This window comes from Vibrio neonatus, from assembly GCF_024346975.1.
Classification (GTDB): domain Bacteria; phylum Pseudomonadota; class Gammaproteobacteria; order Enterobacterales; family Vibrionaceae; genus Vibrio; species Vibrio neonatus.
Genome location: NZ_AP024886.1, coordinates 520,128 through 533,108 on the forward strand (window position 1 = coordinate 520,128; position 12,981 = coordinate 533,108).

Consider the following 12,981-nt stretch of genomic DNA (forward strand, 5'->3'; position numbering starts at 1 on the left):
ATAAGATGCATACACATCTAAACACCTACTAAGTCTAGGTGAATAAAATCTATTCGATATAACTCGAAAGGGTTAAACTTGTGCTTAACTTGTTTTAGATCAAATAGTTATTATGACCAAGTTCACAGATTCATTGATGGGAAGAAAAGTGAGAAAGAATTCAGCACAGTCTGTGTCATTTACCATAGGGGGAGCAGTGTTTTTGATGGTGATTCTGTCTGCACTCACCATTATGGTTGCTGTGGCAACGGTCTACTCAAGTTTTGATGATGCCGAAGCGGTGAACGTATCAGGTTCTATGCGGATGCAAAGCTATCGACTTGCCTATGATACCGAGACACACTCTGAAGAAATCGCCAAGCATATCGACCGATTTGAAGTGTCTTTGTATTCCTCTTCGATGCAAAATTTAATGCAATGGAATGTACCCACTGACATCCAACAAGATTACCAATCGATCATTAAACGCTGGCAAATCATGAAAAATTTGCTGCTCACTCAGCAGTATGTTGAGTACCAAAAACACGTGCCCATTTTTGTGTCTCGCATTGATAAATTTGTATTGAAGTTGCAGTTAAATACCGAGAAAAAGCTGTTAGATATGGTGGTGTTCTGTGGCTTTGGTTTAACTTGCATCATATTGATTTCATTTGTGATTATGCGTTTTGTGCGCTTTAAAGTGCTGCATCCACTACAAGCATTAGTGCGCGCCAGTCGTAAAGTGGAATCTCAAGATTTTGACGTAGTGCTGAACGATTCAGTGGACAATGAACTGGGCGCAGTAGCCGCTACATTTAATGGTATGACCCGAAAGCTTAAAGATCATTACGAACGTCTGGAGGCTATGGTTGAACATAAAACTGAAGAACTAAGACACGCCAATAGTTCGCTGACTGTGCTGTATAAAAGCACTCAGCAATTGTCCGCATCAAGATTGAGTCCGGCACACTTTCAGCAGATCATCGATAACATGTCTTCCATCGACAATATCGAAGCGGTGAAGTTGATTATTGACGACAGTGCAGGGCAGTCTACAGAGCTTGTGTCTGGTGAAGTGTCGGCAGGCACTTGGATAGATAAAGCGTTAATTTTAGATGAGGTAAGGCTAGGTAGCCTACGCTTACAGATTACGCCGCAATTTTCAGAGCAAGAGCTTATCGACAATATGTCGTATATTTTGGCGCGGGGTATTTACTATAATCAGGCACAAAAGAAATTTGAGCAGTTGCTCATTTACGGCGAGCGCAGCGCAATTGCCCGAGAGCTGCATGACTCACTGGCGCAATCCCTGTCATTTTTAAAAATTCAAACCAGCTTGCTCAAGCGCGCTATGAAGCAAGAAGGGCCGGCAGAGAAAATGCCCAAATCTTCGATTATTGTGCAAGAGATCGATGATGGATTACGCGAAGCCTATACTCAACTAAGAATTCTGTTAAGTACCTTTAGATTTAGTATTGATGAAGCCAATTTTGGTGATGCGTTAAATGTACTGTTAGAGAAGCTTCAAACCACCACAGAGGCGGAGATTGAAGTGGAAAACAAACTATCTTCGATTTTGTTAGAAGCACATCAGCAAGTGCATTTATTGCAAATTATCCGTGAAGCGACTAATAATGCAATTAAACATGCGAATTCGACATTAATTCGTGTAGAGTGCCTGCAGAATGAAGAACAGATCACCGTTTCTATTACAGATAACGGATGCGGATTCGATACCAGCCTTGAGAAAACAGGTCACTACGGCTTATCCATTTTAAATGAGCGAAGTCAGTACCTTAATGGCAAATTAACGATAAATAGTGAGCCCAATAAAGGGAGCACAATAAGAATTACCTTTAACTGTAAGGATGAATCGGACAGTGAGTAATACCCATCGCATTATGATTGTGGATGACCATCCATTAATTAGACGAGGCATCACCCAATTGCTTTCATTCGAAGATGACTTCGACATTGTTTGTGAGGCAACCAGTGGCACTGAGGCGCTTGCGCTCGCCCATCAACATGATTTAGATTTGATTTTGCTCGATCTGAACATGAAAGGGTTATCGGGGCTTAATACCTTACAAGCATTGCGTGATGAAGATATTTTAACCAAAGTGGTCATACTCACGGTATCGGATTCCCCTGCAGATATTGATGCTATTGTAAAAGCCGGCGCTGATGGTTATCTCTTAAAAGACAGCGAACCTGATGAGCTGATTGACCATTTACGTCAAGCGCTCAACGGCGACAAAGTGTACAGTGACGTTGTCGCTCAACAAATTCGCGACCGCGCAGAAAACCCAAGCTTGTTAGATAGCTTAACGGAAAGAGAGCTAGAGATTTTATCGAAAGTGGCACTAGGGCATCGCAACAAACAGATTGCCGATGTGTTATTTATCTCGGAATCCACCGTCAAAGTGCACATGAAAAGTTTATTAAGAAAACTGCAGGTAAAATCTCGCACAGCAGCCACTATTTTGTACTTAGAGCACTATAGCTAACGCCGTATTGATAGGTATTTATTCAAGCTGCGATATGAAGTGTCATCTCAGATACTTCATAATCCCAGATGCTTCATATCGCAACTTGAACTTATTTGAGCTAAATGCTCGGCTAATCCAAAGTAAAACCAATCTTCACCGTCACTTGCCAGTGAGCCACTTTACCATCGTCAATATGACCTCTGACTTCCTGCATTTCAAACCAACGCATGTTGTGCACACTTTCACTGGCTCGCGCCACCGCATTATTAATCGCATCATCAATTCCAATAGAAGATGTACCGACAATTTCCATTTTCTTGTAAGTATGATTTGGCATCCGATAGCTCCTTGAGTTACACCGTCATCACTGTTTAAAAACTAGACTGCGAACTCGGCTATAGCAAGGCGTTAGCGATTGTTTTCTCTATAGGGATAGTGGTTATCTAACGGCACAGAGTCATCAAGCTTTCTTATTGATATTTAACAAGAAATTAATGTCTGAGAGTATTTTTTTCTTAATGTTTTTGTTACATTGAGGATAGTAATGTTTTTGCATATCCCAAACACATGTACCGCTAAAAAGTAATATCAAAACCACACACTTTCCACAATCAAGAGGTTTCAAAATGCTAAATGAACAAACTGCTACTCGACTTGATGTGCAACAGAATGAATCACTGCAATGGTTAAAGATTGTTGATTTACAGCACTACCAGCAGAGTTGGGAAAAGGCGAGCGACTATTTTCAATCACAAATCTCTAAAAGCGACTGGGTTGATGCGGTGTCGGCGGTGCGATCTTCAATCGGTGAGCTAGTATCACGTGACATTACTATGTCAAAACCAGTGACACCTTTATCTGATGCTCCAGAAGGCGAATATAGCCAGTGCCAATATAAATCTACGTTTAGCCAAGGTGAATTTATAGAAACAGTCACTTTACTTAAAGAGAATGGTGATTGGAAAGTGGTGGGTTACTTTGTGAAGTAGAAGTAGAAGTAGAAATGGTAAGCGTAAGGTGGTGCTAAACATTAGTCACCACCAAAGCACACTACTTATCTCCGCAAACTTCACATTGCGCCTGCTTAGGCAAAGTAAACTCTTGCCATTTCATGCTTAGCGCATCAAACATCATTAATTTACCCAGTTTATGCTCACCCAAATTCGACAGTATGCGCACGGCTTCTAATGCCTGCATGCTACCGATCACGCCGACCACAGGCGCTAATATTCCAGCTTCAACACAGCTTAGCTCATTAGCACCAAATAGGGTGCTTAGGCACTGATAGCATGGCTCGTCATCTTGGTAGGTAAAGCTAATGACTTGCCCCTCAAGGCGGATTGCCGCGCCTGAAACGAGTGGAGTTTTATATTGGTGACAAAGGCGGTTGAGCTGATTGCGGGTGGTGAGGTTATCGCTGGCATCAATGACTAATGAGTGGCTGCGTACTGCCTCAGCAAGCTGTTGCTCGTCTAAACGATGAGCAATGGAGGTGAGCTGACAATGAGAGTTTAATTGAGCCAAACTTGCTTTTGCGGAGTCCACTTTAAAAGCATTAATATCCGATTCAGTGTGTAAAATCTGACGCTGTAGATTCGACAGTTCCACCACATCATCATCCACAATAGTCAGCGCGCCAACGCCCGCTGACACCAAATACGGCGTTGCCGCACAGCCAAGGCCACCTGCGCCAATCACCAGTATTGAGGCTTGTTTTAGCGCCTCTTGGCCTTCAAAATCGAACGAACGTAGGATGATCTGCCGATTGTAGCGAAGCATCTCTTTGTCACTCAAAATCTCCATCACACAACCTCTAGTACAATGTTGAGTTAAACAACTGGATATTGACCGTTTCGCCCACTTCAACGCGGCCACGCTCTCGCTCTAGAATCACAAAGCAGTTGGCAAGGCTCATTGAGCGAAATGCGCCCGAGCTTTGGTTGCCAGTACTTTGCACTTCAAATTGGCCTTGTTCATTGATGGTATAGATGCCGCGCTGATAATCAGCACGTCCCGGTGTTTTCTTAAAGGCTGAATGGGTGGTTGCTGGCAGCGTCGGTGGACACTTCCATTCGCTTTCACCGCTGAGTTTTGCCAGCAGTGGCTGAACCAATATATAAGTGGTCATAAAGGCAGATACTGGGTTGCCTGGCAGACCACAGAACAGTGCATCGCCTATGTTACCAAAAGCGAAAGGTTTACCCGGTTTGATGGCCAGTTTCCAAAATCCGATTTGTCCTTTTTGCTCTAAGATGTCTTTAGTGTAATCAGCTTCACCGACACTTACGCCGCCAGAGGTGACAACAACATCGGCTTGCTGTTTCGCTTCATCAAAGGCTTTGGCGAGCAATTCAACGTCATCAGGGATCACGCCAAGGTCAATAACCTCACAACCAAATTTTTTAAACAGAGGAATGGTGCCATAGCGGTTGCTGTCATAAATTTCGCCTTCACCTAAGGCGGCGCCAACTGGTTTTAGTTCATCGCCAGTTGAGAAGGTGGCAACAATCGGTTTACGATATACAGAGACTTGCGCCACGCCAAGTGAAGCCAGCATAGGGAGATCGCGCGCGGTCAGTCGTTTGCCTTTACTTAGCACCAGTTGCCCAACCTGAATGTCATCACCAAGGGGACGAACGTTCTGGTTATGCTTAGGCGTTGCGCTATCAAATTTAATTCCTGCATCGGTAACTGTCGCTAACTCTTGCATGATCACCGCATCACAACCAGCTGGGATTTTAGCGCCCGTCATAATGCGGATACAAGTAAGCGGTGGCCATTCACCTTGCAGTGGCGCACCAGCAAAAGATTGTCCTGCTAACGGAAGCGTCGATTGCTGTTCAAAATCGGCAATACGCACCGCATAACCGTCCATTGCCGAGTTGTCAAAAGGCGGCACATGAATAGGGGAGGTGATGTCACTACAAAGAACACGACCAATGGCTTTATCTAAAGGTAACGTTTCAGTTTCATTGACCGTAAATGTACTTTCGAGAATTTTGGCCATTGCTTGTTCGATTGGCATTAGACCTGGGGCGTCGCAACAATCCATCGTAGTTCCTTGTTTGTGCACTGAAAAAAAGCACTGTAACACGATGCCTGCATAGAGACACTTAAGTGATTAAATTAGATAGTGTAATTTTGACCAAATCCAAGTATTCTCTTTCGCCATCGCATAAATTTTGATCGTGCGATGAGAAGATGTAGAAATGGAGAGACATATGTCAGCATTAAGCGAATCAGCACTGCTAGTCAAACAAGCACTTGCCGATAGAGGTTTAGAAACCCCTATGGTGGCAAACGAGCTTACCGCAGAAGATAAAAAGCGCAAGATTGAACATCATATGCGCGAAGTGTTGGAAATATTGCAGTTGGATTTAACCGATGATTCTTTGCAAGATACCCCTAAGCGTATTGCCAAGATGTATGTTGATGAGGTGTTCTCTGGTCTAGATTATGCTCGCTTTCCTAAGATTACGGTCATTGAGAATAAAATGGACGTCAGCGAAATGGTACGCGTTAAAGACATTACTTTAACTAGCACTTGTGAACATCACTTGGTGACAATCGATGGTCGAGTGGCAGTGGCGTATATTCCACGTACTAAGATCATTGGCCTATCGAAAATAAACCGCATTGTGCGCTTTTTTGCCCAGCGTCCGCAGGTGCAAGAGCGTATGACTCAGCAAATTTTAGTCGCGCTACAAACGCTACTAGAAAGTGACGACGTAGCGGTAAAAATTGACGCGACTCATTACTGCGTTAAATCTCGCGGTGTTATGGATGCGACCAGTGAAACCACTACCACAGCGTTGGGCGGTATTTTCAAATCAAACCCAGCCACACGCCATGAATTTCTGCACGGCCTAAGCTAATCGCAACAATGGCTTATTGCGGTTTAATCTTCTTCTTTTGAGGCTTAAACCGCTCTGGCCAATACATCACTACATATCCCGCTGATACCCACACCACTAATAGCGTTGCAATCGTTAGCTCAAAGAAACCAAACGTATGTAGCCAATACCAGTTGTCATGATGATATTCAAACCACGTAGTGAGCTTTGACATAGCAATTGCACTGATCACCGATGGAAAAGTCACCGCCGCGATTGAGGGCTGAAATTTAAGCCTGAGCAAATTAATGTAGCAAAGATAGATGAGTAAGGTCATGGTGATGGCAATGCCAGCCAGTGCGCCTGTTAAGATAGGATCTGGGTCTGGAAAGTTCACCAAATAAGCCGCTAGCGTTAAGTTGATAGGGGCGGCCATAATTGCCAGTGTTGGACGCGCATTTCGCGGTAATTTACCAAAGAATACCAAGCGATACAGCACCAGTGGCAACATAAAGAAGTAAATCCCCACGCAGGTCATCACTATAGTTTCTGAAAAAACCGTATGCCCAAACTGAGTAGCGGCGAGCGAGCTACTGATCACTCCCACTGGGTATAAAAACCAACTGGGCACTATGTTAGACATCTTGAAATTGGCAATTTGATAGCCAAAAAATAAAATCATCATAGTGACATGCAGCAGGACTGACATAACCCACAAAGGGTAGGCAATATACGGTGATATAACCGCGAGATAGTCACAAAGGATCAACAGCGCCATGCTCATAGGCGCCATTAAACTGCCTCTAAGCGGGTGTTTGATATCAGCTTTGAAGGTGGAAACACTGGTTAAGTATTTCATTAATACGGGTGTTAATAGCAGAGCGCCAAAGCAAGCGAGAAAAGGGCGAATAACCTCGCCAATTTGCGGGATGTATAGAGCCCATGCTTGGCCTAAACCAATAACGCCCAGTGCCAGAGCGGCCTGAGAAGGTGGTACATTTTGATATTGTGTAAAACGTTTCCAGTCCAACAAGCTTTCCTATTTAAAGATGATACTGAGCTACTTCACTTTTTCCTGCATTTATACAGGAAAAAGTGAAAGATCATAGCAAGATCACAGCTTGTATTGCAAATATGTTTGCTATTCGGTCGGAAGGTCGTCTTGGCGCAACTTCGTTTTCTTCAACGTTCTGTTAAGCAGTTGGCTGTAAATAGGTTGACCACCGAGTAACTGAGCAAAAATAACCGCACCTAAGCTGGTAATGATTAATGGAAGAATCAAGTAATAGTTATTGGTCATTTCGATAACCAATAGAATGCCGGTGATCGGAGCACGAACCGTTGCCGCAAATAGTGCGCCCATTCCGGCGATGGCAAACATTCCTGGAGTAATAGGTAGTTCTGGGAACGTCGCTTGTGCAATAAGACCAAAAGCGTAACCAAATAGAGTACCTAGCGCGAGCATTGGCGCAAAAATACCCCCTGGTGCACCAGAACCAAAACAAAGCATAGTCGTGATAATTCGCGCTGCAAATAAAAACAGTAGAAGTTTTACACTAAAACCACCAGTAGTAATTGTTGGGATTAATTCAATACCGCCACCAGTGACTTCTGGAAGATATAACAGAATTAAACCAAAACTACCGCCAATTAAACTGCCCGTTAGCAAATAACGGCCGCGTTTATTTTGATGAAGCTTCACAAATGAGTCTTGAGAAAATGTCACCAGACGGTTGAATACGACGCCGAATATACCAAACATGACTCCAAGTAATAAAAATAGCCATAACGTTGATAGCTCAGGAGAGGCATATTGTGGCGTTTGAATAACGGCATATTGTCCATTCAGAGCGCGGAAAACAATCGTTGCTGAAATAGAGGCAATAATAACGGCTCTAATAGAAATTAGGGAGTAACGAAATTGAGGACGCATTTCCTCAACAACAAACATAATAGCGGCTAGCGGAGCGTTAAACGCAGCGGCCAAACCTGCCGCTGAACCTGATGCCAGTAAAGAGTGACGAGTATCATCGTCTTTAACGCGGAAGATATCACTGATCATGCGACCAATCGCGCCACCCATTTGCACGGTTGGACCTTCTTGACCGAGCACCATACCTGAACCAAGTGTACCCGTACCGCCGAAGAATTTAACAGGTAGTACGCGCCACCAGCGAACAGGTCGAACCCCGTCCATTGCCCCTTCGATTTCTGGAATACCAGAGCCGGAAGCTTCTGGAGCAAATCTGTGTACTAGGTAGTAACCGATAAAGGCTAACGCGGCACTGATAAGAAACGCGGCTAACCATAGAGGCAATCCGCCTATAGAGTTCTTTAGCCAATCGGTACGAGTGTCCGATACAAAATGGACTGCGAATTCAAATGAGGTCGAAACCAAGCCTGCGAGAACGCCAACGATAACAGACATAAATAGTATCGAGATGGAAGTATTGTCGCGAGAGAGAAATTGACTAATGGTATCCTTTGGCACTTTTGCTAATAGGGACCGTGTAATTTTTTCTCTTTTTGTCATTGTTGTGAGCCTTTCGCGCCAATTGTTAAGTGAGATATCTATTTAAATTATACGTCTACAAATGAATAACGTTTGAAGAATAGAGCGTATATTTTCATTTAGTGTACATGGTTTATATGACAAAAAATCTAGCTATTTTGTCATTGTAAACTTGCAGTTTTTATAAACTTAGCCATAGTTAAAGGGTGAGGTAAGGATTAAATCTTACAGGGAGAACAGGATTGCCTCACTTTGATTAACACATTAGTAATAGCGTATAGATAATACATAGTGTAATCGCAACAAAGCTGAAGAGCTTAAAATACTTTAAAGCTCGTTAAATGTTCTCCGGTTTATTATCCGCGAGATTCGCGAACTCACGATTGAGTAACGAGACCATAAGGCGCATGCAAAGTGCGCCTTTGTGTTATTTAGTGTAGTCATAATATCACCGTCTGCCTCATTAATTTTCCGATTATTTATTCCAAAAACGTAAACTTGCTTTCCGATAAATCATACTAATAAACTGTTTGTTTTTTATGCAGTAAATGTATAATTCGCACTCAATTTAAGGCGTTCTGTTGAGTATTTTGATGGCCTTTTTAGTGATATGTTTTGGTCGTGAGTGAGGTTTGTGATGAAAGTGGTCGAGTATGTTTTGATGTCGGGCTTGGTAATTGGCATTTTATGCGCGTTGTTTGGTACTTTTACCGCGCATGCTGGTGATATTTGGGGAACAGTTCTGGCGATAAAATAGTCACCCTTAAATTACTACTTTACTAAGTAAGCGGACGCGTTGGGTTAAGGACAACCTCTCTTACTGTTTATTCTCCTCTCATCTGTGTTCTCTGCCTCTATTTTACCTTTCTAGGTGTAAATGAATCTTGTAAACTTCCTGTACTATTCGTTCGTTCAGGCTTTGCATTATGTCGACTAAAACTCCAACCAATATTATTACCGGCTTCTTAGGCACCGGAAAAACCACGGCAATTTTAAATTTATTAAAGAACAAACCAGAAAATGAAAACTGGGCTGTGCTGGTGAATGAATTTGGCGAGATAGGAATCGATGGCGCATTGCTGTCTGAACAAGGTGCGTTAATCAAAGAAGTTCCGGGTGGATGCATGTGTTGCGCCGCTGGCGTGCCAATGAGTGTTGGTATTAACTTGTTGCTTCGTCAAAAACCTGACCGCCTACTCATCGAACCTACAGGTTTAGGTCACCCAAAACAGGTGATGGCAACGTTAACCTCAGAGCAATACCAACCTTATATTGCGCTTCATACCACCGTTACTATGACCGACGCGCGTTATTTTGAAGATGAGAAATACACGTCAAATGATAACTTTAAGCAGCAGCTGGCTGTGGCTGATGTGATTGTGGCCAACAAGAATGAGTTAGCTAGCAAAGCGCAAAATGAAGCAATGCATGTATGGCTTGCTGAACAAGGGTTTACTTATCGTGTCGAAGCCACTTCAAATGGCGAGTTTGATATTGAGTTGCTAGATGAAGTGCTTAAACCAAGCGTTGCGGTGGATATTGAGCAGCATCACCATCATCATGCGGCTATGGAGCCTCAGTTTGCGATCCCACCAAATAAAACCTTTGTTAGAAAAGAGAACAAAGGGCAGGGTTATTTCAGCTGTGGTTGGCTGTTTGGCCCAGAAGTTGAATTTCCTTTTGATGATGTGTTCTCATTATTTTCAGATATTACTGCAGAGCGTGTTAAAGCGGTGATCAATACCGATAAAGGCTGTTTTGCGTTTAATGTTGCTAACGGTGTGGTGTCAGTGAATGAAATGACATTAGATGGCTTTGAGTCGCGCCTTGAAGTGATTGATAGCCAGCTAATTGCATGGGATCAGTTAGAAAGTATTCTGCTCTCTATCGCAGGTCTACCAGCAAACGTATGATTACCCTGATATAAAGTCGTTAAATGCTTTAATGATATCTTGAGCCCCATCTTGCAAATTGCCGATGGGGTCAGTACTGATAAATTGCCACACTTCTTCACCAAATACCGCCGAAATTAACAAAGCCAGTACCAAAGCAGGGATTACGTAGCGTCTAATCATGTTTCTTCCTCCGTTGAGGAAACCGTTTCATTGTTGTATGAAATATAGTCGATTAGACGCAATCTACCTATTTTGGGCGAAAGTAAGGTTATGAGCGACAGTGATGTTTTGGGCGAAATTAACGTTTGTTGCGTAAGTAACGCTTGCGTCGCTCTTCTTTTTTCTTCGCTTTCGCTTCTTCTTTACGAGCAGTTTCGATTTCAACTTCAACCAACTCTTCACTGATCATTTCTGGCAACTCTAGAGTTACTTGACCCAAGATACCTTGGCGCAGTTCGTGCAGTAATATTTCTGATGCTTTATGCAGATCCACTCGGCCACCAGAGCGCAATGCACCACGTTTGCGACCGATGGCTTCCATAAGTTCGATTTCGGTTTCTGGCAACTCGTCAAGTTGGTAACGCTCTTTAAGACGCTCAGGATATTGCTGTGCTAAATACTCAACCGTATAAAAAGCCACTTCGTCATATTCCATCGCCGTATCTTTAATTGCGCCGGTTGCGGCTAAGCGGAAACCACTGTGCGGGTTTTCCACTTTCGGCCATAAAATTCCAGGAGTATCAGAAAGAATGACGCCATTTTGCAAGTTAATGCGTTGCTGGCGACGAGTGACCGCAGGTTGGTTACCCGTTTGAGCAATGGTACGGCCTGCTAAGGTATTGATTATTGTAGATTTACCTACGTTAGGGATCCCCATAATCATAGTGCGAATATTTTTACCCATAGCTTCGCGATGCGGAGCTAGCTTGCGACAGATTTCCATGATTTTATGGATTTCTTGCGGATTTTCCGTGGTAACCGCCATCGCTTTAACGCCATCTTGCAGTTCAAAATGGTCAATCCAACGCTGAGTTAATTCAGGATCGGATAAATCTCTTTTATTTAGTACTTTCACACATGGCTTATCACCTCGTAATTTAGAGATAACAGGGTTCTCTGAAGAATACGGGATACGTGCATCTAAGACTTCAATAATGACATCGATTTGCGGAATTACTTCCTCAATTTCTTTGCTCGCCTTATGCATGTGCCCAGGGAACCACTGAATAGTGTTATTAACCATTTGAAAAATATACCTTTTGATTTGATGCTTGGCAGGAGGGTAGTAGGTGAGGTACTGATGCGTACAAAACACAATAGCCCTAGCCGTGGTCACTTTAATGGCATGATCATAGCATTTATGCCGGTTTAGCGGAAATAATACCAATGACTTAATTCTGTTGGTCGATATGGTGTTTGTGAAAGGTGTTAAGGAGGGTGATTGTGGTTTTTCGTGCCGTTTATAAACATAAAGGCAGCGATGAAATCATCACTGCCTCTATCTATAACTCTTAATCTTAGCTATTAATCCCAATCTAAAGCATGAACTCGATTCAGCTTAATGCTTGAGATCGACTCGATTAGAATGCGTAACGTACACCCAGCGCCGCATCCACACCAAAGTGGAAGCTATCAGGGATATTTACGCGCGGTGCCAATGATGCAAAGCCATCCCACTGCGGAGCAAACTGCCAATCAAGACCTAGTGGTACGCGAATACCGTAGTCGTTGAAGTGGTTGCTTCCATCTTCAGTCCAATAGTTAGAGTCATGGTAACCATCACAGTGACCTACATTATCGAAATGATCACAAGTATGGCTGTGGACCAAATGGCCGTGGCCACCATGCCATGTTTTGTTAAAGTCATAGAAACCGCCTACCGCTACGTAGTAGGTGAAAGGCAAGTTAGGGGCAAAACGTTTGTCTTTTACAACTTGGTAATCAGCAGAAACACCGTCGTTACCGATGAACGCATCGATAGTATCGTATAGCTCAGCATTGATACCAAAGCCTTGATCAAAACCTACACCAAGTTTGAAGTCTGAGTGATTCTCATAGCTACGTGGTTTAGTGTTTACAGGCGTACCTGGATTTGCATAAGCGGTAACCGACGTCAACAGCACACCCGCTGCAACCAAAGCTTTAACTTTATTCATGTCATTCCTACGATTTATTGTAAATTCATTACGTTGGTTTTCATAACCTTGTGACCATTATCACAATAAAGTTTTAAAAAGTTCAATTTTGACAGCTTCATTGACATGCAAAAATAA

Annotated in this window: 13 protein-coding genes; 5 read left to right on the forward strand and 8 right to left on the reverse strand. The window is 43.1% G+C overall.

Annotation, left to right across the window (positions count from 1 at the left end):
• Positions 1-148 precede the first annotated feature (148 nt).
• Both narQ and OCU38_RS14685 read left to right on the forward strand, forming a co-directional pair.
• Complete coding sequence (narQ, locus tag OCU38_RS14680; RefSeq protein WP_261824935.1) at positions 149-1,867, forward strand: nitrate/nitrite two-component system sensor histidine kinase NarQ; 1,719 nt, start codon at positions 149-151, stop codon at positions 1,865-1,867.
• 13 nt (positions 1,868-1,880) lie between these two features.
• Entirely contained in the window at positions 1,881-2,486 is a 606-nt protein-coding gene (locus OCU38_RS14685; RefSeq protein WP_261824963.1) for a response regulator, read from the forward strand.
• A gap of 112 nt (positions 2,487-2,598) precedes the next feature.
• Here OCU38_RS14685 and OCU38_RS14690 read toward each other — a convergent pair whose 3' ends face one another.
• Positions 2,599-2,805 (reverse strand): dodecin, encoded by a 207-nt coding sequence (locus tag OCU38_RS14690; RefSeq protein WP_023402998.1) that lies wholly within the window; start codon positions 2,803-2,805, stop codon positions 2,599-2,601.
• A 289-nt stretch (positions 2,806-3,094) separates the two neighbouring features.
• Between OCU38_RS14690 and OCU38_RS14695 the strand changes: the two genes are divergently transcribed.
• Positions 3,095-3,457 (forward strand): DUF4019 domain-containing protein, encoded by a 363-nt coding sequence (locus OCU38_RS14695; RefSeq protein ID WP_261824936.1) that lies wholly within the window; start codon positions 3,095-3,097, stop codon positions 3,455-3,457.
• Between the two features lie 61 nt (positions 3,458-3,518).
• Here OCU38_RS14695 and moeB read toward each other — a convergent pair whose 3' ends face one another.
• Both moeB and moeA read right to left on the reverse strand, forming a co-directional pair.
• Positions 3,519-4,271, reverse strand: coding sequence for a molybdopterin-synthase adenylyltransferase MoeB (gene moeB / locus OCU38_RS14700; protein WP_261824937.1), 753 nt, complete (start codon positions 4,269-4,271; stop codon positions 3,519-3,521).
• Between the two features lie 10 nt (positions 4,272-4,281).
• Entirely contained in the window at positions 4,282-5,520 is a 1,239-nt protein-coding gene (gene moeA, locus OCU38_RS14705; protein ID WP_261824938.1) for a molybdopterin molybdotransferase MoeA, read from the reverse strand.
• A 169-nt stretch (positions 5,521-5,689) separates the two neighbouring features.
• Here moeA and folE point away from each other — a divergent pair, with 169 nt between their 5' ends.
• Complete coding sequence (gene folE / locus OCU38_RS14710) at positions 5,690-6,343, forward strand: GTP cyclohydrolase I FolE (protein ID WP_023403002.1); 654 nt, start codon at positions 5,690-5,692, stop codon at positions 6,341-6,343.
• A 13-nt stretch (positions 6,344-6,356) separates the two neighbouring features.
• On the opposite strand, the gene OCU38_RS14715 is transcribed toward folE, so the two are convergent.
• A complete protein-coding gene (locus OCU38_RS14715) occupies positions 6,357-7,331 on the reverse strand; it encodes a TDT family transporter (protein ID WP_261824939.1) in 975 nt (324 codons plus the stop codon).
• Between the two features lie 111 nt (positions 7,332-7,442).
• Positions 7,443-8,834: a H(+)/Cl(-) exchange transporter ClcA gene (gene clcA, locus OCU38_RS14720; RefSeq protein WP_261824940.1), complete on the reverse strand. Its 1,392-nt coding sequence runs from the start codon at positions 8,832-8,834 to the stop codon at positions 7,443-7,445.
• Between the two features lie 905 nt (positions 8,835-9,739).
• On the opposite strand from clcA, the gene OCU38_RS14725 reads away from it, so the two are divergent.
• Positions 9,740-10,726, forward strand: a complete 987-nt coding sequence (locus OCU38_RS14725; RefSeq protein ID WP_261824941.1) for a CobW family GTP-binding protein — start codon at positions 9,740-9,742, stop codon at positions 10,724-10,726.
• Here the strand turns inward: OCU38_RS14725 and OCU38_RS14730 are convergent, their stop codons facing one another.
• From OCU38_RS14730 to OCU38_RS14740, 3 genes are all read right to left on the reverse strand, one after another.
• A complete protein-coding gene (locus OCU38_RS14730; RefSeq protein ID WP_261824942.1) occupies positions 10,727-10,888 on the reverse strand; it encodes a hypothetical protein in 162 nt (53 codons plus the stop codon).
• A gap of 118 nt (positions 10,889-11,006) precedes the next feature.
• Positions 11,007-11,951, reverse strand: a complete 945-nt coding sequence (gene ylqF / locus OCU38_RS14735) for a ribosome biogenesis GTPase YlqF (protein WP_261824943.1) — start codon at positions 11,949-11,951, stop codon at positions 11,007-11,009.
• A gap of 337 nt (positions 11,952-12,288) precedes the next feature.
• On the reverse strand, positions 12,289-12,864 hold the full coding sequence (locus OCU38_RS14740) for a hypothetical protein (RefSeq protein WP_261824944.1): 576 nt from the start codon (positions 12,862-12,864) through the stop codon (positions 12,289-12,291).
• Between the last annotated feature and the right edge of the window lie 117 nt (positions 12,865-12,981).